General features: G+C 63.8%; 24 protein-coding genes. 16 read left to right on the forward strand and 8 right to left on the reverse strand.

All coding sequences use genetic code 11. The annotated features are described in order from the left end of the window. Window positions 1-38: 38 nt before the first annotated feature. The gene (hisH, locus tag N6L26_RS09385; protein ID WP_263605321.1) at window positions 39-665 is read right to left on the reverse strand and encodes an imidazole glycerol phosphate synthase subunit HisH; all 627 of its coding nucleotides are present in this window, start codon (window positions 663-665) and stop codon (window positions 39-41) included. Then, complete coding sequence (gene hisB, locus N6L26_RS09390) at window positions 658-1,251, reverse strand: imidazoleglycerol-phosphate dehydratase HisB (protein ID WP_263605322.1); 594 nt, start codon at window positions 1,249-1,251, stop codon at window positions 658-660. Before hisB ends, hisH begins: the two co-directional genes overlap by 8 nt. 112 nt (window positions 1,252-1,363) lie before the next feature. Here hisB and N6L26_RS09395 point away from each other — a divergent pair, with 112 nt between their 5' ends. The 4 genes from N6L26_RS09395 to N6L26_RS09410 all read left to right on the forward strand — a co-directional run bounded on the left by N6L26_RS09395 (window position 1,364) and on the right by N6L26_RS09410 (window position 4,146). Then, window positions 1,364-1,867 (forward strand): SspB family protein, encoded by a 504-nt coding sequence (locus N6L26_RS09395; protein WP_263605323.1) that lies wholly within the window; start codon window positions 1,364-1,366, stop codon window positions 1,865-1,867. A 33-nt stretch (window positions 1,868-1,900) separates the two neighbouring features. Next, window positions 1,901-2,350, forward strand: coding sequence for a hypothetical protein (locus N6L26_RS09400; protein WP_263605324.1), 450 nt, complete (start codon window positions 1,901-1,903; stop codon window positions 2,348-2,350). A 55-nt stretch (window positions 2,351-2,405) separates the two neighbouring features. Beyond that, on the forward strand, window positions 2,406-3,053 hold the full coding sequence (gene gmk, locus N6L26_RS09405; RefSeq protein ID WP_263605325.1) for a guanylate kinase: 648 nt from the start codon (window positions 2,406-2,408) through the stop codon (window positions 3,051-3,053). A gap of 124 nt (window positions 3,054-3,177) precedes the next feature. Then, entirely contained in the window at window positions 3,178-4,146 is a 969-nt protein-coding gene (locus N6L26_RS09410) for a GGDEF domain-containing protein (protein ID WP_263605326.1), read from the forward strand. 24 nt (window positions 4,147-4,170) lie between these two features. Here N6L26_RS09410 and N6L26_RS09415 read toward each other — a convergent pair whose 3' ends face one another. From N6L26_RS09415 to N6L26_RS09425, 3 genes are all read right to left on the reverse strand, one after another. Beyond that, window positions 4,171-4,968, reverse strand: coding sequence for an SDR family oxidoreductase (locus N6L26_RS09415; protein WP_263605327.1), 798 nt, complete (start codon window positions 4,966-4,968; stop codon window positions 4,171-4,173). A gap of 119 nt (window positions 4,969-5,087) precedes the next feature. Further along, window positions 5,088-6,227, reverse strand: coding sequence for an acyl-CoA dehydrogenase family protein (locus tag N6L26_RS09420; protein WP_263605328.1), 1,140 nt, complete (start codon window positions 6,225-6,227; stop codon window positions 5,088-5,090). Between the two features lie 3 nt (window positions 6,228-6,230). Then, entirely contained in the window at window positions 6,231-7,415 is a 1,185-nt protein-coding gene (locus N6L26_RS09425) for an acyl-CoA dehydrogenase family protein (protein ID WP_263605329.1), read from the reverse strand. A gap of 178 nt (window positions 7,416-7,593) precedes the next feature. On the opposite strand from N6L26_RS09425, the gene N6L26_RS09430 reads away from it, so the two are divergent. From N6L26_RS09430 to N6L26_RS09475, 10 genes are all read left to right on the forward strand, one after another. After that, entirely contained in the window at window positions 7,594-8,457 is an 864-nt protein-coding gene (locus N6L26_RS09430; protein ID WP_263605330.1) for an SDR family NAD(P)-dependent oxidoreductase, read from the forward strand. After that, window positions 8,457-9,932: an MFS transporter gene (locus N6L26_RS09435; RefSeq protein WP_263605331.1), complete on the forward strand. Its 1,476-nt coding sequence runs from the start codon at window positions 8,457-8,459 to the stop codon at window positions 9,930-9,932. Before N6L26_RS09430 ends, N6L26_RS09435 begins: the two co-directional genes overlap by 1 nt. A gap of 83 nt (window positions 9,933-10,015) precedes the next feature. After that, the gene (locus tag N6L26_RS09440) at window positions 10,016-11,350 is read left to right on the forward strand and encodes an acyl-CoA dehydrogenase family protein (RefSeq protein WP_263605332.1); all 1,335 of its coding nucleotides are present in this window, start codon (window positions 10,016-10,018) and stop codon (window positions 11,348-11,350) included. Further along, window positions 11,350-12,435: a Zn-dependent alcohol dehydrogenase gene (locus N6L26_RS09445; RefSeq protein WP_263605333.1), complete on the forward strand. Its 1,086-nt coding sequence runs from the start codon at window positions 11,350-11,352 to the stop codon at window positions 12,433-12,435. The genes N6L26_RS09440 and N6L26_RS09445 overlap by 1 nt, the downstream gene beginning before the upstream one ends. Further along, window positions 12,435-13,514 (forward strand): phosphotransferase family protein, encoded by a 1,080-nt coding sequence (locus N6L26_RS09450; RefSeq protein ID WP_263605334.1) that lies wholly within the window; start codon window positions 12,435-12,437, stop codon window positions 13,512-13,514. The genes N6L26_RS09445 and N6L26_RS09450 overlap by 1 nt, the downstream gene beginning before the upstream one ends. Window positions 13,515-13,563: 49 nt before the next feature. Beyond that, window positions 13,564-14,388 carry a 2,3,4,5-tetrahydropyridine-2,6-dicarboxylate N-succinyltransferase gene (gene dapD, locus N6L26_RS09455; RefSeq protein WP_263605335.1) on the forward strand — a complete coding sequence of 275 codons (825 nt, stop codon included), beginning with the start codon at window positions 13,564-13,566 and terminating at the stop codon, window positions 14,386-14,388. 80 nt (window positions 14,389-14,468) lie between these two features. Next, window positions 14,469-14,780, forward strand: a complete 312-nt coding sequence (locus N6L26_RS09460) for a hypothetical protein (RefSeq protein ID WP_263605336.1) — start codon at window positions 14,469-14,471, stop codon at window positions 14,778-14,780. 22 nt (window positions 14,781-14,802) lie between these two features. Next, a complete protein-coding gene (locus N6L26_RS09465) occupies window positions 14,803-15,030 on the forward strand; it encodes a DUF2945 domain-containing protein (RefSeq protein ID WP_263605337.1) in 228 nt (75 codons plus the stop codon). Beyond that, the gene (locus N6L26_RS09470) at window positions 15,030-15,224 is read left to right on the forward strand and encodes a DUF3008 family protein (RefSeq protein ID WP_263605338.1); all 195 of its coding nucleotides are present in this window, start codon (window positions 15,030-15,032) and stop codon (window positions 15,222-15,224) included. The genes N6L26_RS09465 and N6L26_RS09470 overlap by 1 nt, the downstream gene beginning before the upstream one ends. Then, on the forward strand, window positions 15,202-15,648 hold the full coding sequence (locus N6L26_RS09475; RefSeq protein ID WP_263605339.1) for a DUF1810 domain-containing protein: 447 nt from the start codon (window positions 15,202-15,204) through the stop codon (window positions 15,646-15,648). The genes N6L26_RS09470 and N6L26_RS09475 overlap by 23 nt, the downstream gene beginning before the upstream one ends. 19 nt (window positions 15,649-15,667) lie before the next feature. Here the strand turns inward: N6L26_RS09475 and N6L26_RS09480 are convergent, their stop codons facing one another. After that, a complete protein-coding gene (locus tag N6L26_RS09480; protein ID WP_263605340.1) occupies window positions 15,668-16,942 on the reverse strand; it encodes a dipeptidase in 1,275 nt (424 codons plus the stop codon). A gap of 68 nt (window positions 16,943-17,010) precedes the next feature. Here N6L26_RS09480 and N6L26_RS09485 point away from each other — a divergent pair, with 68 nt between their 5' ends. Together N6L26_RS09485 and N6L26_RS09490 are read left to right on the forward strand one after the other, a co-directional pair. Further along, window positions 17,011-17,301: a DUF427 domain-containing protein gene (locus tag N6L26_RS09485; protein ID WP_263605341.1), complete on the forward strand. Its 291-nt coding sequence runs from the start codon at window positions 17,011-17,013 to the stop codon at window positions 17,299-17,301. 34 nt (window positions 17,302-17,335) lie between these two features. Then, window positions 17,336-17,734: a DoxX family protein gene (locus N6L26_RS09490; protein ID WP_263605342.1), complete on the forward strand. Its 399-nt coding sequence runs from the start codon at window positions 17,336-17,338 to the stop codon at window positions 17,732-17,734. Between the two features lie 4 nt (window positions 17,735-17,738). Here N6L26_RS09490 and N6L26_RS09495 read toward each other — a convergent pair whose 3' ends face one another. After that, window positions 17,739-17,990 carry an SWIB/MDM2 domain-containing protein gene (locus N6L26_RS09495; RefSeq protein ID WP_253521981.1) on the reverse strand — a complete coding sequence of 84 codons (252 nt, stop codon included), beginning with the start codon at window positions 17,988-17,990 and terminating at the stop codon, window positions 17,739-17,741. A gap of 25 nt (window positions 17,991-18,015) precedes the next feature. Further along, window positions 18,016-18,600: a YbhB/YbcL family Raf kinase inhibitor-like protein gene (locus N6L26_RS09500; protein ID WP_263605343.1), complete on the reverse strand. Its 585-nt coding sequence runs from the start codon at window positions 18,598-18,600 to the stop codon at window positions 18,016-18,018. Window positions 18,601-18,640 lie beyond the last annotated feature (40 nt).

Raw genomic sequence — 18,640 nt, forward strand, 5'->3', positions numbered from 1 at the left:
GGCTTCGGCCCCGGGGCAGCGAGGCAAGGTCAGCGAAATCACGGCTTCCATTCGAGGAATTTGCTCAACAGGTCGAGCCCGTAGGCCTGGCTCTTCTCGGGATGGAATTGCACCCCCACGACATTGTCGCGCCCGACCGCAGCAACCAGCCCGCCGCCATGATCGGTCATCGCCAGCACATCTTCGTGGTGGCGCACCTTGAAATGGTAGGAGTGCAGGAAATAGGCCTCGCCGCCGGCCAACACATCGTGCTCGCGCGCATGCGGCATCGGGGCGACATCGTTCCAGCCCATATGCGGGACCTTCACGCTGATATCGCTCGGTTCGATCTTGCGCACCGCGCCGTCGATCCAGCCCAAACCCGGTGTCTCGCCATGTTCGAGGCCGCGCGTGGCGAGCAATTGCATGCCCACGCAAATACCGAGGAACGGCGCCCCGCCGACGAACACTCGCTCGCGCATGGCTTCGACCACGCCCTGCTCGGCGCGAAGGCCTTCGGCGCAGGCCTTGAACGAGCCGACGCCAGGAAGCACGATCCGGTCGGCCGCGCGCAGCACATCGGGATCGGCGGTCACCTTGACGGTCGCCCCGACCCGGCGGAGCGCGTTTTCGACCGAATGCAGATTGCCCGCGCCGTAATCGACAAGCGCGACGATTTCACCCACCGAGCTGCCCCTTGGTGCTCGGGATTGCGCCGCCCTTGCGCGGATCGACTTCGACTGCCGCGCGCATCGCGCGGGCAAAGCCCTTGTAGATCGCTTCGCAGATATGGTGGTTGTTGCTGCCGTAGAGCAGTTCGACATGCAGCGTCAGCCCGCAGGTCTGGGCGACCGAATGGAACCAGTGCTCGATCAGTTCGGTGTCCCATTCGCCCAGCTTTTCCTGGCTGAACCCGGCCTTCCACACGAGATAAGGACGACCCGAAATATCCAGCGCGACCCGCGCCAGTGTTTCGTCCATCGGCGAATAGGCGCTGCCGTAACGCGCGATCCCGCCCTTGTCGCCAAGCGCGGCGGCCAGCGCCTGGCCCAGCGCCAGCGCGCTGTCTTCGGTCGTGTGATGCTGGTCGATATGCAGGTCGCCATCGACCTTCATCGTGACATCGATCAACGAATGCTTGGCGAACTGTTCGACCATGTGATCGAGGAAGCCGATCCCGGTCTCGATCTGATATGATCCCGTCCCGTCGAGATCGATCTCGACGAGGATCCTGGTTTCCGCAGTGTTTCGCTCGATCCGGCCTGTACGCATGCCGCCGCGCTAGAGCCGCGCGCGGCGAGGCGCAAGATAATGCACCACTTACACGGTAAAGGCGTTCTTAAACCGCTTGACCCCGCCCGCATGCCACTCCACCTAGCGCGGCATGAGCGACGATACGCCCGACAGCCTGATCCCTTACGATTCCATCGTGCAGGAAGCCCTGCGCGCCGTGGTCGGTCGGGTGTTGGGAGAAATCGAGCAGGGCGGCAGCGAACTGCCCGGCGCGCATCACTTCTACATTACCTTCAAGACCCATGCCCCAGGCGTCTCGATCCCGGCCAATCTGCGCGAGCGGTTCCCCGACGAGATGACCATCGTGCTACAGAACAAGTTCTGGAATTTGAACGTGCGCGAAGATGGCTTTGCCGTCGGCCTGTCGTTCAACCAAGTCCCGTCCGAACTCGACATCCCCTATGCCGCGATCACGCAATTCGTCGATCCGGCGGTGGATTTCGGGCTGCAGTTCCAGGCGACCGTCGCCGACATGGCACCCGCGCCGACCGAACATCCCGATAATGACGGGACGGAACAGGCGGTTGGCGAAGCCGTTGATGGGGCAGATGACGGCTCGAATGTCGTCACGGTCGATTTCGGCCGCAAGAAGTAAGCGCCGGGTCTTCCCGGTAAAGCGGGGCATGACATGGCGAAACTCGGACTGACCGACGAAGACAAACCGAACCATCTGACCGATGTGGTTGGCGATGGGCTCGAACGCGTGACCGACCGGTCGCCGTCGCACGACGACCCGGTGCCGGGTCCGAGCAGCAATCCGGCAACCAATCTAATCATTCACGACATCCTGCTGCGCAGCGCCGGGCGGCTGTCGCGCATGGCGGTCGAAAAGGCAGTGCTTGGCCGGCAATATGGCAAGCAGTTCGCCAAGGATGCGGTCGAAAGCCGCAGCCTGGTGCATACGCTGGCGGCTTACGGCGTGACCAAGGTCGCGACCAAATCGGTGCCCGGCGCACTGGTGGTGACCACCGGATTGGCGCTTAAGGTGCTGTTCGATCGCAGCCAGTCGAAGCGTCAGGCGCGCCGCAAGGGTGACCGCAGCCTGCGCAAACAGGCATCTTCCGACAGCAAGATCTGACCCGATACTGCGCGCAGGGGTTGATTTGGCGGCGTCCCATGCGGCAACAGCGCGCATGGCCGAATCCACCCTGCAATCCGCTACGCTTGCCCGCCGCGGGCTGATGTTCATCCTGTCCTCGCCCAGCGGGGCCGGGAAAACCACCATTTCGCGCATGCTGCTCGGTAGCGATGACGAGATCAAGCTGTCGGTCAGCGTTACCACGCGTCCGCCGCGCGCCGGCGAAGTGGACGGGGTGCACTATTATTTCGTCGACGATGCCGAGTTCGATGCGATGGTCGAGGAAGATGATTTCTACGAATGGGCGCATGTCTTCGGCCATCGCTATGGCACGCCCAAGGGCCGTATCCGCAACGCGTTGAAGGAAGGACAGGATTTCCTGTTCGACATCGACTGGCAGGGCACGCAGCAGCTGTTCCAGAAGGACCAGCAGGACGTCGTCCGCGTGTTCATCCTGCCGCCGAGCATCGCCGAACTCGAACGCCGTTTGCGCAGCCGCAACACCGATCCCGAAGACGTGATCGCCGCGCGCATGGAACGCGCGCGCGCCGAGATCAGCCACTGGGACGCCTATGATTACGTAGTGATCAACGAGGATGTCGACAGCTGCTTCGACAAGGTCAGCGAAATCCTCGACGCCGAACGCATGAAACGCCAGCGCCAGACGGGGCTGATCCCCTTCGTGCGCGAATTGATGGCCTGACGCCGGACCGGGATACCCCGCAGCATATGCACACGTTCAATCCCTGGGCCCCTTTTGCCGCGCCAACCGTTGGCCGGGCAGGATTTTGGCAAGAGTTCGAGGCAGCCGGATAGATATGTCCCCGATGCAGTCCGACAGTGGGGCGAAAGTGATGGCGTTTCTCGAACGCCATCGGCTGCCGCCCTCCCCGCAGAATTACACGCTCGCCTACGTCGCGCTGAACGACGCAGGCTCGCCCATGGGCCGCGCGGTCGAGGCGATCATCGCCGAAGGGTACCGCATCAAGCAGGACGAGGCGGACGAGATTTTCGACCGCCACGGCGGGATCGCGATATTCGGTTCGCAGGAACGCAATGATGGCGAACTGGCCGCGCATCTGCGGCACCAGGCAATCAAGCTGGGTGAACTCGCGTCCTCGGCGGCCGATGCCACCGGCGCCTTCGCGCGCGAACTGAGCGAGGAGGCCGACACGTTTTCGGGCGACGGCAGCAATACGCTGTCGATCGTCGCGCGGATGATCGAGCAATCACTCGACACACAGACCCGGCTGACTGCAGCGATGGACGAGGTCAAGGCACTGCGCGAGGAGCTGGAGGCGGCACGTCATGATGCCCAGCGCGACGAGCTGACCGGCCTTGCCAATCGCCGGGCGATCGACGGCTATCTCGCCGAACTCGCCGAAAAAGGCGAACCGCGGATCATCGCGCTGTGCGATATCGACCGCTTCAAATCGGTCAACGATCGCTATGGCCACAATGTCGGCGACCGCGTGATCAAGCTGGTTGCAGATACGCTGGACGACGCCTGCGGCCCGCATTTCGTCGGCCGGTGGGGCGGCGAGGAATTCATCGTCGTCATCCCGTCCGGCGATGCGGCCGCGGCAGTCAAGCTGCTCGATTTCGCCCGTAGCGAATTGGCGGACAAGGACTTCAAGCTGCGCGAGACCGACGAGCCGATGGGGCTGATCTCGTTCTCGGGCGGTGTGGCATTGGCGACCGGCGGGGCGGAGGCCAATGCGGCATCGCTGCGGCAGGCCGACCAGGCGCTTTATCGCGCCAAGGCCTCGGGCCGCAATTGTATCCTCTGCGCCTGACCGGCCAACCCCGCCGATGCAGCCTTAGCTGGGCTCGGCGAAATGGCTCGGCAGCAGCGCGTTGACGATCCCGCCATCGACGGTGAGCGTCTCGCCGATCGTATAGTCGCCCGCCCGGCTGGCGAGATAGACCGCGGTGCCGCCCATATCGAACTTGTCGCCCACGCGCTTGGACGGGATACCTGCCGCACTGGCGTCCTCATGATCGCGCGCAGCGCGGTTCATGTTCGACGGGAAAGCCCCCGGCGCCAGGCTGGTGACATAAATGTGATCCTTGACCAGCCGCGCGGCCATCCGCCGAGTGAGGTGGATCAGCGCGGCCTTCGACGCCTGGTAGCTGTAGGTTTCCCACGGATTGACGCGCTGGCCGTCGATCGAGGTGATGTTGATGACCTTGCCCGGCTTGTCCGCGCTCGCCCCGGCAGCAAGCAGCTTGTGCAGCTTCTGCGTGAGGAAGAACGGCGTCTTGACGTTGAGGTCCATGACCTTGTCCCAGCCCGCTTCGGGGAAGTCGAGATAATCCACGCCCCAGGCAGCCCCGGCATTGTTGACGAGGATGTCGAGCTTGCTTTCGCGGCCCGACAGTTCCTCGACCAGTGCCTCGATTCCGTCGAGGGTCGACAGATCGCCCTGAATGCCGATCACCCGGTCGCCAAGCTCGGCGCAGGTTTCCTCGATCTCGTTGATCTTGCGCGCGCTGATATAAACGCGGTCGATGCCTGCGGCGAGGAAACCCTCGACGATCATCTTGCCGATGCCGCGGCTGCCGCCGGTGACGAGCGCAACGCGCCCCTTGAGGCTGAACAGGTCTTCGAGGTTCATTCAATTCTCTCCCACTTCAGTCATTGCGAGGAGCCGCAGGCGACGCGGCAATCCATCGTGCCGCTCCCTGGATTGCTTCGCTCCGCTCGCAATGACTGGGTTTGGTGCTGGTCCTGGTTCTAGTAGCCGCTGAGCTCCGCGACGCGGCCGGTATGGTAATACTGGTCGCCGAGGAATTCCTGCAGCGCGCGGTCGCGCTTCATATAGAGGCCGATGTCGTATTCGTCGGTCATGCCGATGCCGCCGTGCATCTGCACGCCTTCGCGCACCGCCAGACCGGCGACCTTGGCAACCTTGGCCTTGGCGACCGAAGCCATCAGATCGGCCTTCTCGCTGCCGCCATCGACCAGCTGCGCGGCTTTCACCGTGACGGCGCGCGCAATCTCGACTTCCGAATAGAGATGCGCGGCGCGGTGCTGCAGCGCTTGGAATTCACCAATCACCTTGCCGAACTGCTTGCGCTGCTTGAGGTAGTCGACAGTCATGTCCATTGCGCCGCGGGCCACGCCCACGCCTTCGGCTGCCGAGCCGACCCGGCCCGCCACCAGCATGGCATCGAGTACGGCGCGGCCGCCATCGACCTCGCCGATCACCGCATCGCCATCGAGTTCGACGCCGTCGAAGGTGACGTGGCTGGCCATCGAACTATCGACCAGCCGGACGCTGTCATGGCTCATCCCGGCAGCGTCCTGCGGCACCGCGAACAGCGTTACGCCGTCGGTATCGCGGTCGCTACCCGAAGTGCGCGCGGCGACAACGATCATCTCGCTGCTGGCGCCATAGACCACGAAGTCCTTCTTGCCCGACAGCTTGAAGCCATTGCCCGACTTTTCCGCCTTGCAGGCGATGCGTTCGGGACGGTGCTTGGCGCCTTCGTCGATTGCGACCGAATAGACTTTCTCGCCCGAGATGAGGTGCGGCAGCCAGCGGCCCTTCAGATCATTGCTGCCATGCTTCAGCGCAGTGGCCGCAAGCACGGAGGAGGCCATGAAGGGCGAAGGGGTCAGGTTGCGACCGATTTCCTCGAGCACGATATTGGCTTCGACCTGGCCCATGCCGAGCCCGCCATCATCTTCGTCCACCAGCATGCCGGTGAAACCCATTTCGGCGAATTGCTGCCACAGCGCGTGGCCGAAACCGTCCTTGCATTCGCGGTCGCGCCAATGGCGCAGCTGCTTCTTGGTCGATCCTTCCTCGGCCATGAACTGGCTTGCGGAATCGGCCAGCATCGCCTGGTCGTCGTCGTAATAAAGAGGCATCGATCAGGCTCCCGGCAGGTCGAGAATACGTTTGGAAATGACGTTGAGCATGACTTCGGACGTGCCGCCTTCGATGCTGTTCGCCTTGGTACGCAGCCAGTTGCGCGATGGCTTGCCGCCGCCGGTCTCCTCGCTGTCCCATTCGAGCGCGGTCGAGCCGCCCGCCGCCATAACCAGTTCGTGGCGGCGCTTGTTGAGCTCGGTCCCGGCGTATTTCATCATGTTCGGCTGCGCGGGATGCGCCTTGCCGACCTTGATCTCGTCGAGGAACTTCTCGCCCATCGCGCCATAGGCCAGCGCATCGACGTCGAACTGCGCCAGTTCCGCGCGCAGTACCGGATCGATGTCGCCATTGGCGCGCGCCAATGCGGCGCCGATCGTCCCGGTGTTGCCGCCATCGGCGCCCGAGATCATCTCGCGTTCGTGGCCGAGCAGATATTTCGCCACATCCCAGCCGCGATTGATTTCGCCGACATAGGCCGGGACGTCTTCGCCATAGCTCTTGGGCACGGTGACATCGTCGAAGAAGGTTTCGCAGAACGGGCTGTTGCCGCTGATCAGCAGGATCGGCTTGGTCGCCACGCCTTCGCTCGCCATGTCGTAGAGCATGAAGGTGATGCCCTGGTACTTGTTGTCCTTGTCGGTGCGGACGAGGCAGAAGATCCAGTCGGCCTTGTCGGCGTAGGAGGTCCACACCTTCTGGCCGTTGACCACCCAGTGATCGCCCTTGTCTTCGCCATAGGTCTGCAGCGACACGAGATCGGAGCCCGATCCCGGTTCCGAATAGCCCTGGCACCAACGGATTTCGCCGCGCGCGATTTCATTGAGGAAACGCTGTTTCTGGCCCTCGGTCCCGAAATGCAGCAGCGCGGGGCCGAGCATCCAGATGCCGAAGCTCGACAGCGGGGGACGCGCGCCGATGCGGGTCATTTCCTCGCGCAACACCTTGGCTTGCGCAGGCGACAGTCCGGCGCCGCCATAATCCTTCGGCCAGGCGGGGACAGTATAGCCCTTGTCGCGGCAGACCTCGAACCAGGCTTTTTGCGCATCGTTCTTGAAGGTCGCGTTGCGGCCGCCCCAATAGACATCGTCCTCGTCGCGGACGGGTTCGCGCATGGCGGGTGGGCAATTCGCTTCGAGCCATGCGCGCGTTTCCGTGCGGAAGGCTTCAAGGGCGCTGTCGGACATTGGCCGAATCCTCTCTTTTCAAAACAGCGGTATGTTGACGCTTACGTTAGGGTGATTCGCCCCGCCTATGCAAGGCCAGTCGCAGCCGCCTGCATTTCCGTAACGTCAGCCGGAATTCGTTGACGCGATGCGCCGCTGCCCTAAGCTGCACGCGGAGAAATTCGGGGAGAGAGTAGGGATGCGATTCTCAGGAAAGACCGTCGTTGTGACCGGCGCGGCATCGGGTATCGGCGCGGCAGCAACCGCGTTGTTTGCAGGCGAAGGCGCAGTGGTTTTCGCCAGCGACATCGATGTCGCGGGCGGCAAGCAGCTGGCCGCCGAGAGCGAGGGCGACGTGCGCTTCGTCGAATGCGATGTGTGCGATCCGGCGGCGATCAAGGCGCTGATGGACCGTGCGGCGGAAGAAACCGGCGGGATCGACACCCTGTTCAACAATGCCGGTGCGGGCGGTGCGCGCGAGGGGATCGACGAGGTCGAGCCCGACGCGTGGGACCGCACGATGGACCTGCTGCTGCGTTCGGTGGCAATGGGCATCCGCTATGCCGTGCCGCATATGAAACACCGCAAGGGCGCCAGCATCGTCAATGTTTCCAGCGTGGCCGCAGTCGGCCCCGGCTATTCGCCGACCACCTATGCGGTGGCCAAGGCGGGCGTGCTGCACCTGACCAAATGCGCCGCCACCGATCTGGCCCAGCACGGTATCCGCGTGAACGCGGTCCAACCGGGCTTCATCAACACCAATATCTTCACCTCGAGCCTCGAGATGACCGGCGAGATGAAGACCATGGCCAAGGCGGCGATCGCGCAGATGTCGTCGAATGCGCAGCCGGTGGCGCGCGGCGGCGAGGCGATCGATATCGCCAATGCGGTGGCCTTCCTCGCCAGCGAGGAAGCCGGTTTCATGACCGGGACCTCGCTGATCGTCGACGGCGGGATCACGATCGGCCCCCGGCACAGCTGGGATCCCGAGGAACCCCGGCTGTTCGCGGCGCTGGAAGCCATGGAAGAGCAGGCGAAGAAGGCGGCGCAGCCCGCCGTCTGATGCCTTTCGTTACCGGCCCCCTCCCCCAGCGCCTCAAGCTGGTCCACGGCTTCGGTGCGGTGGCCTTCGGCGTCAAGGACAGCGGTTTCAGCTTCTTCCTGCTGCCGTTCTACAATCTCGTGCTGGGAGTCGACGCGAGCACGGTCGGCGCAGCGCTGGCAGCCGCGCTGCTGATCGACGCGATCGTCGATCCGTTGATCGGGAATTTATCCGACCGCACCTATACCCGCTGGGGCAGGCGGCTGCCGTGGCTCTATCTGGCACCATGGCCGCTCGCGCTGTTGTGGACGGTGCTGTGGTCGCCGCCCTTTACCGGGACCCCGGGGTTCTGGGAGATCGTGGCGCTGGCGGTCGGGGTGCGGCTGCTCCTGTCGGCCTGCGAAGTCCCCTCGGTCAGCCTCGTCCCCGAGATAACCGACGATTACGACGATCGCACCACGCTGTTCCGCTATCGCTTCCTGTCGGGCTGGCTTGGCGGATTGCTGATGATGGTGCTGGCCTTCACGTTTTTCCTGCCGACGCCCGCCTCGCAGCTCCAACCCGAAGGCTATGCCAGCTACGGCATGTTCGGCGCGGCGCTGATGGCGCTGGCGGTGATCGGATCGGCAGCGGCGCAGCACCGTATCGTGGCACAGCTCCCGGCGCGCCGCCCGCCGCCCTTTTCGATCCGGGGTGCCTTTGCCGAGATTTTCGATGCCTTCCGCGAAAAGGCCTTCGTCATCTTCGCGTTGGGCGGGCTCGCGGCCTATGTGCTGCAGGGCATGACCTTCTCGATCACGCAATATGTGAACCTCTACGTGTGGCAGTTTTCCGAGCTTGCTTTCCAGCTTTACCCGGTCGCCCTGTTCCTTTCGGTGGTGCTGATGTTCGTCATCGTCGGGCCGCTGCATCGGAAGTGGGGCAAGCCCAAATCGGCAGCGATCGGCGCGCTGGTCGGGCTGGTATTCTATTGCGGCCCCTATGCGCTTTACCTCGCCGGGGCCTGGCCGACACCGGGCACCACCGCATCGACCGCGCTGCTTTATGGCTTCCTGGTCTGCGCCAACACGGCCAGCGTGGTGTCGATCATCTCGGCCACCTCGATGGTCGCGGAAATCGTCGAGGCGTTCGAGGAACGCACCGGACAGCGCGCCGAAGGCACGTTCTACGCCGGCAACTGGCTGGTGCAGAAATGCGCCACCGGCGGCGGGATCCTGCTGACCAGCCTGATCGTCCAATCGATCGATCTGGCGCCCGGCACGCCGCAGGCAGAGGTCGCGCCCGAAACCGTAACCCGGCTCGTATGGCTGTTCATGCTTGTGGCCACTGCGCTGGCGCTGATTGCGGCGTTCTGGCTGGCGCGATTCCCGATTTCGCGCGAACAACACGAAGCGCGTGTGGCAGCGCGCCGGTCCCGCGATCCCGATGCGGCAGAGCGTGACCCGCTGGACCAGGCAGTCCGCGCCGACCCCGATGGACATACGATAACCCCCTGACCGCCGAACCGGGACTTGGCTTGGCCGCAACCTTCTGCCAGTTTCATGGCGCAACCGACTTGAGAGAGAAGAGGACAGACACGATGGATTTCCAACCGACAGAACGGCAAGCATACTGGCGCGACCGGGTGAAGAACTTCATCGAGGAGCACGTCCGCCCCGCCGTGCCGACCTACAAGCAGCAGGACGCCGAAGGCGATCGCTGGAAGGTCATTCCCGTGGTCGAGGAACTCAAGGCCAAGGCCAAGAAGGAAGGCATCTGGAACCTCTTCATGCCGCCGCGTAATGACGGCCACCACCATGTCGAGGAAAGCTTCGAGTTCGAAGGCCCCGGCCTGACCAATCTCGAATATGCGCTGTGCGCCGAGGAAATGGGCCGTGTCGGGTTCGCGTCGGAAGTGTTCAACTGCTCCGCGCCCGACACCGGCAATATGGAAGTGTTCCACCGCTACGGCACGCGCGAGCAGAAGGACAAATGGCTCACCCCGATCATGAATGGCGAAATCCGTTCCGCCTTCCTCATGACCGAGCCCTTCACCGCTTCGTCGGATGCGACCAATATCGAGACCCGGATCGAGCGTGATGGTGACGAATACGTCATCAACGGCCGCAAGTGGTGGTCGTCGGGCCTCGGCGATCCGCGCTGCAAGGTCGCGATCGTGATGGGCAAGACCGATTTCTCGGCCGGCCGTCATGCCGCGCAGTCGATGCTGCTGATGCCGACCGATGCCGAGGGCGTCACCGTGCTGCGTCACCTGCCCGTGTTCGGGTATGACGATGCCCCGCACGGACATATGGAAGTCGAACTCAAGGACGTCCGCGTACCCGCCAGCAACATGCTGCTCGGCGAAGGCCGCGGCTTCGAGATCGCGCAGGGCCGCCTCGGCCCGGGCCGCATCCATCACTGCATGCGCACCATTGGCGTGGCCGAGGAAGCGCTGCACAAGATGTGCAAGCGGCTTCAGGAACGCGAAGCCTTCGGCAAGCCGATCTACAAGCACTCGGTCTGGGAAGAGCGCGTGGCGCAGGCGCGTATCGATATCGACATGACCCGCCTACTCTGCCTCAAGGCCGCGGACATGATGGATACTGTCGGCAACAAGGCCGCCAAGCAGGAAATCGCCATGATCAAGGTGCAGGCGCCGAACATGGCGCTGCGGATCATCGACAATGCGATCCAGGCGCATGGCGGCGGCGGCGTGAGCGACGATTACGGTCTCGCCAATGCCTATGCGCATCAGCGTACGCTGCGACTGGCCGATGGCCCCGACGAAGTCCACGCCCGCTCGATCGCACGGATGGAGTTCGCCAAGCACCTGCCCGAAGAAGGTCCCAGCGCCAATGCGCTGCGTGACGGCAAGATCCCCAATGCGGGCAATGCCAATCTCAGCTCGGGCGACATGGGGGCAACGCGCTGATGGCCAAGGCAGCAATCCTCGAACAGGTCGGCGGCCTCACCATCGGTGAGGTCGAGCTGGCCGATCCCGCCCCGCACGAAGTGCTGATCGACACCAAGGCCTGCGGCCTGTGTCATTCGGACCTGCACTTCATCGATGGCGCCTATCCGCACCCGCTGCCGGCCATTCCGGGCCATGAGGCAGCGGGCGTGGTCCGCGCGGTGGGCAGTGAAGTGAAGACGGTCAAGCCGGGGGACCACGTGGTCTCCTGCCTGTCCGCCTTCTGCGGTCACTGCGAATTCTGCGTAACCGGGCGGATGGCCCTGTGCCTCGGCGGCGATACCCGCCGGGCGCAGACCGCCACGCCGCGCATCACGCGCAATGGCGGCGAAGCGGTGGGGCAGATGCTCAACCTGTCCGCCTTTGCCGAGCAGATGCTGATCCACGAACATGCCTGTGTCGCCATCGACAAGGACATGCCGCTCGATCGCGCAGCCATCATCGGCTGTGCAGTGACCACCGGGGCTGGCGCGATCTTCAACGCCTGCTCGGTAGTGCCGGGCGAAACCGTAGCGGTAGTCGGCTGCGGCGGCGTGGGGCTGGCCACGATCAATGCCGCCAAGATCGCCGGTGCGGGCCAGGTCATCGCGATCGACCCGCTGGCCGAAAAGCGCCAGCTGGCCGAGGTGCTTGGCGCAACCCATACGGTCGACGCGATGGCCAGTGATGCGGTCGAGCAGGTGATGAAGATCACCGGCGGCGGCGTGCACCACGCGATCGAGGCGGTCGGGCGGCAGGCTTCGGCTGATCTCGCAGTCAAGATCCTGCGCCGCGGCGGCACTGCCACCATTCTCGGCATGATGCCGCTCGACTGCAAGGTCGGACTGGGCGCGATGGATTTGCTGTCGGGCAAGAAGCTGCAGGGCGCGATCATGGGGATGAACCACTTCCCCGTCGACCTGCCGCGGTTGGTCGATTTCTACATGCGCGGCCTGCTCGATCTCGACACGATCATTGCCGAGCGCATTCCGCTCGAACAGATCAACGAAGGCTTCGAGAAGATGAAACAGGGCACATCGGCGCGCAGCGTGGTGGTGTTCGACTGATGGCTGAAGACCAGCCCATCGATTTCGACAAGGAGATGGTCGGTACGGTCGCAGTGCCCGAAGCCGACCAGCTCGACCTCCCCACGCTGACCGCGTGGTTCGAGGCGCATGTCGAAGGGTTCGCCGGACCGATCAGCTACAGCAAGTTCAAGGGCGGCCAGTCGAACCCGACCTATCGCATCGACACGCCGGGGCGCAGCTACGTGCTGCGCCGCCAGCCGTTCGGCAAATTGCTGCCCAGCGCGCATGCGGTGGACCGCGAATACAAGGCGATGCACGCGCTGGGCCCCACCGGCTTTCCCGTGCCCAAGACCTATGGCCTGTGCGAAGACCCCGAGGTCATCGGCAGCAAGTTCTTCGTCATGGGTCTCGCGGACGGGCGGTCCTTGTGGAACGGCTCGCTGCCCAACAACACGCCCGAGGAACGCCGCGAAATCTACAATGCGATGATCGACACCTTTGCCGATCTGCACCTGAAGGATCCCGAGGCAATCGGACTGGGCGATTACGGCAAGCCGACCGATTACTGCGCACGGCAGATCAGCCGCTGGTCGAAACAGTACAAGCTGTCCGAGACCGAGCACATGCCGCAGATGGAGCGGCTGATCGAATGGCTTCCGCAGACGATTCCGCCGCAGCACGAATCTTCGGTGGTCCATGGCGACTACCGGCTCGACAACATGATCTTCCACAAGACCGAGAACCGCGTCCTCGCTGTGCTCGACTGGGAACTGTCGACGCTGGGCGATCCGATCGCCGATTTCAGCTACCTCATGCTCAACTGGCACAATCCGCATGACGGGCGTGCCGGGCTTGAGGGCCTCGACCTCGAGGCACTGGGCATCCCCACCAAGGACGAGGCGGTTGAGCGCTATGTGGCGCGCACCGGCTATCCCGTTCCGCCGATGGACTGGTATTTCGCCTACAATCTCTTCCGACTGGCGGGGATCATGCAGGGCATCAAGAAGCGCGTAATCGATGGCACCGCATCGAGCGCGCATGCAAAATCGATGTCCGAACGTGTCGCGCCGCTGGTCGAACGAGCCTATCACTTCGCCAAAGAAGCGGGGATGGACTAGCGCGCCGACGCTGCTAACGACCGCTCCGGAATTGCAAACGGAGACCAGCATGAGCGCCGACCTCGAAAGCCGCATCGAAGCTGCGTGGGAAGACCGCGCCAATGTCACGCCGCAATCGAGCGACGTGCGCGAGGCGGTGGAAGCGGCGCTGGGTATGCTCGACAGCGGCAGCGGCCGCGTGGCCGAGCCTGACGGCAAGGGTGGCTGGACGGTCAACCAGTGGCTCAAGAAGGCGGTGCTGCTCAGCTTCCGGCTCAATGAGAACCGGGTGATGGACGGCGGCAGCGCGGGCCAGCCCGCATTCGACAAGGTGCCCAGCAAGTTCACCGGCTGGGACGATGCCCGGTTTCGTGAAGCAGGCTTCCGCGTCGTGCCCGGCGCGGTGGCGCGCGAAGGCGCCTATATTGCACCCGGCTGTGTGCTGATGCCCAGCTTCGTCAATATCGGCGCCTATGTAGGCAAGGGCACCATGGTCGATACCTGGGCCAGCATCGGCAGCTGCGCGCAGATCGGCGAGAACTGCCACATTTCGGCCGGAGCGGGGATCGGCGGCGTGCTCGAACCGATGCAGGCCAACCCGACGATCATCGGCGACAATTGCTTCATCGGCGCGCGTAGCGAGATCGTCGAGGGGGTGATCGTCGGCGAAGGCAGCGTCGTGGCCATGGGGGTCTTCATCACCCAGTCGACCAAGATCGTCTACCGGGATACCGGCGAGGTTATCCGCGGGCATATCCCGCCCTATTCGGTGGTGGTCCCCGGCTCGATGCCCGGCAAAGACGGCGGCCCCGGCCTGGCCTGCGCGGTTATCGTCAAGACGGTGGATGCGCAGACCCGCGAAAAGACCGGGATCAACGAGCTGCTGCGCGACTGAGCAGACGGAACATTCGCCGCGCAGAAACGTAAATCTTCCTGATACACGCGGGATCGCGTCCATTGAGGGAGTACAGTTTCATGCACAAGCAAGGCGAAGAAATCCACGTCACCGACACCGAAGCAAGCGGTGGTTCGAAAGAAGGCGTTGTGCGCTGGGTGCTGGCTGGCGGATTGCTGCTGGCGATCCTGCTGCTCTCGATCACCTGGATCGTACCTGCGCTGAGCACCGGCGATGTCGAGGAAGAAGGCACGGTTAGCGGCCAGATCTCCTCGATGGAAGATGACGGCGACAGCACCGATAGCATCATCACCGATCTGGGCGACGACCAGATCGCCACACCCGATGACCAGGCCACCACCGAAGACGGCCTCGAAGTCGTCGAGAATTGAGCGCCGGCGAAAGAGTGGTCGCATGAGCAATCCGAACAGCTTTCAGACCGACCAGTATGTCCAATGGAACTGGGGTAACGGCAAGGGTAAGGGCCAGGTGAAGGAGCGTTTCGAACGCGAGGTCACCCGCACCTTGCAGGGGACCGAAGTCACCAAGGACGGCGACGGGGACAACCCCGCCTATCTCATCAAACAGGAAGACGGCGACGAAGTGCTGAAACGCGGTTCCGAACTGTCGGAGCAAGACTAATGCCTGCACAATCCAAAGCCCAGCAGCGTGCCGCCGGAGCGGCGCTTTCCGCCAAGCGCGGCGACACCAAGGTCGGCGACCTTCAGGGTGCCTCGAAGGACATGTACGATTCCATGACCGAAGAGGAACTGGAGGATTACGCCTCGACCGATCTCGACGGCCTACCCGAGCATGTCGACGACGACGACGATTGAGCCTGCAGGTTTCGCGCATTTCGTGACCGCACAGGACGGCGGGGTGTACGAGCGGGCGCTCGATGAAATCCGTGCCGGGGCTAAGACCAGCCACTGGATGTGGTTCGTCTTCCCGCAGATTGCCGGGCTCGGCCAAAGCGCTACGACGCGCAAGTTCGCGCTTGCCGATCGCCACGCAGTACGCGCCTATTGCCGCCACGAGGATCTGGGTCCGCGCCTGTTCGAAGCGACCGAAGCGATGCTCGACTGGGCCGGCACGATGGCTGCCGAAGATATTCTCGGCCCGATCGATGCAATGAAGTTTCGCAGCTCCATGACGCTATTCGAAGCCGCCTGTGGCGACGAAGACGCCCAGGTTTTTGCCGATGCGCTCGACCGGTTTTTCGGCGGCGAACGCGATCCACTGACGCTCGAGAAACTGTAACCCGCCCGCTGGCGGGGGCCTATTCGGCCCCGTCGCGCGGTTCGCCCGCCGGATATTCATACGGCGGCATGTCAGCCGCGCTCGCCGCATAGGCTTCCGCCGCGCGCATGACGCGCATCATATTGCGCGAGGCGATCTTCTCGAGCTCGTCCTGCGTATAGCCGCGCCGCGCGAGTTCGACGAACAGCGCCGGATAGCCAGTGACGTCCTCCATCCCGATCGGTCCGGTCGGCATTCCGTCGTAATCGCCGCCAATACCGATATGATCGATTCCTGCCACCGCGCGGATATGGTCGATATGGTCGGCCATGTCCGAGATAGTCGAAACCGGCGCGCGGTTCTGCGCGTCCCATTTGGCCAGCTGCGCTTCGACCGTGTCGGGCAGCCCCGGGTAAAGCGCCTTCAGCCGCGCTTCTTCACCAGCGCGATCGGCGGCATGGGTGCGCAGATCCTCGGTGACATACCACGGCAGCGCCACCACCATCACGATCCCGCCATTTTCAGGCAGGCGGGCAAGCACGCCATCGGGCACATTGCGCGCGTGCCCATTGATTGCGCGCGCGCCCGAATGGCTGAAGATCACCGGCGCCTGCGCAGCGTCGAGCGCGTCGGTCATCACCGCATCGCTCACATGGCTGAGATCGACCAGCATGCCGATGCGGTTCATCTCGCGCACCACATCCATGCCGAAAGCGTTGAGCCCGCCGTGCTGCGGCGCATCGGTTGCGCTGTCGGCCCAGCTCAGCGTCTTGCCATGCGTCAACGTCATGTAGCGCGCGCCCATGTCGTACATCTGGCGCAGCACGGCGAGGCTCGAGCCGATCGAATGGCCGCCTTCCATGCCAAGCAGCGAAGCGATCCGCCCTGCAGCCATCGCTTCCTCGACATCGTCGGCGGTCAGCGCCAGTTGCAGCGCATCGGGATAGCGCGCAATCAGCCGCTTGGTCACGTCGATCTGCTCGACCGTGGCCTGCACCGCTTCGGCTTCGGGCAGGTTGGCGCTGACATAGACCGACCACCACTGCGCCCCAACCTCCCCAAGACGCAGCCGCGCAAGGTCCGAATGCATCGCCTCGCGACCATCACGCGCGGTGTCGAGCGTATCGCGGAAATCGAAACTGTTGATCACATTGCCCAGCCGCGAACGCAGCTGGATCGGGACATCGTTATGCCCATCCCATACCGGCGCCGCTTCGAGCGCTGCGGCGGCGGTGCGTTCGGCTTCGTCCTGTGCCAACGCCGGGGTTCCGAAGGTGAGAGCGGCAGCGGCGGAAGCGAGCAGGAAATGGCGCATGAACAGGAACCCCTTGATATAGTATGCCCTGTCCTAGCAAACAGGCGCGGCAAGGAAAGGCCCCAATCATGACCATCACCGCCCGCTGGAACGGCGAAACGCTGGCCCGCAGCGACGACACGCTAATCGTCGAGGGGAATCACTATTTTCCCGCAGGCGATGTTGCCCCCGGCGTGCTCGTGCCGAACGAGACCACCAGCCATTGCGGGTGGAAGGGGACGGCCAACTATTATTCGGTCAATGCGGGCGGGGCGATCAATACCGACGCTGCCTTCTACTATCCCGAACCGCTGGGAGCCGCCGCCGCGATCACGGGCCGGATCGCCTTCTGGAAAGGTGTCGAGGTGGTCGAACTGTGACCGCTGTCCAGACAATTGCCGGGAGGTCGCGCGGATGATCCGGCACACTCTGCGCTGGGTGCTTGCGGCATTCTATGCCTTCGCCGGATATGTGCATCTCGCCAATCCGGCTCCATTTCTGTCGATCATGCCCGCGTGGGTGCCCGTGCCCGAGGCGGTGGTGTTATGGACCGGAATTGCCGAATTGCTGGGAGCGGCCGCGCTGGCGCAATGGGCCAGCCTGCCGCTGCGGCGCGCGGGCGGCATCGGACTGGCGCTTTACGCAGTGTGCGTGTTTCCTGCGAACATCCATCACTTCGCGCTCGATCTGGCGCGCCCGGATGGGGGGCTCGGGCTCGGCTATCATGTCCCGAGAATGATCGCGCAGCCGCTGGTCGTATGGCTGGCGTTGTGGACCGGCGGCGTAACGGACTGGCCGCTACGCCGCCGGTAACACCTTAGCTCATGTGCTTCGAGACGGCGCCCGTCATCTTGAACATGGAGATCTGTTCCTTGCCGATCACCGCGCCGAGCTTGTCGTCGGGGTTGATCATGCGGCGATCCTTGGAGTCCTGCAGGTCGTTCGCCTTGATGTGATCCCACACCTTGGAGGTGACCTGGGCGCGGGTCATCGGACCCTTGCCAACCACGGTTTCCAGTTCCGGCGAAAGATTCACCGGCTTCTGCAGTGCGTTGTTCTTGCCAGCCATGACAGTTCCTTTCCTTGGCTATGCTTCAATCGACGTCGCCAAGATCCTCAACATCCAGTTCCTCGACCTCATGGCCTTCGAACCGGGCTGTCAGGACCGCAGCGGCGGTTACATGTCCGTCAAGATTACGGACGAGTTCTTCGAGCGTCGCCCCCGGCATCAGCGTGAGCGGGAGGTCGACTGCAAAAAGCTGAAAGATATAGCGATGCTCTTCGCCCAGCGGCGGATCGGGCAACAGCCATTCCGAATTGCCGTGGGAGTTCTTGCCGGTGCGCGGCGGGGTCTCGCCTTCCATGAGCTTGCCCTTCTGCGGCGGCAGGCCCCAGACGGTCCAGTGGACGTGCCCCTTGTCGGCATCCTCGGCGACCAGCACCAGCTCGTGCGCGCCCGGCGGCGGCGCGGTCCATTCGAGCGGCGGCGCGACAGCGTCTTCCTCGACCGCAGTAAACGAGGGATCGAGTTCGCCCTCATGACCGAACGCTGCACTGGTCAGGGCGAAGCCGCCCCGTCCGAGCATGCGCTCGTCGGCGACCTTCTCCAAGGTGAGCGTATGCCCGATGGCACCTCCGCCGACCGCATTCTGAACCCAGGGCGCAACGCCGCTAGCCATGAAAACTCCTGTATTTGCGCCACTGCGGCGTATTCGGGTC

It is taken from the genome of Qipengyuania sp. SS22, assembly GCF_025736935.1.
GTDB lineage: Bacteria > Pseudomonadota > Alphaproteobacteria > Sphingomonadales > Sphingomonadaceae > Qipengyuania.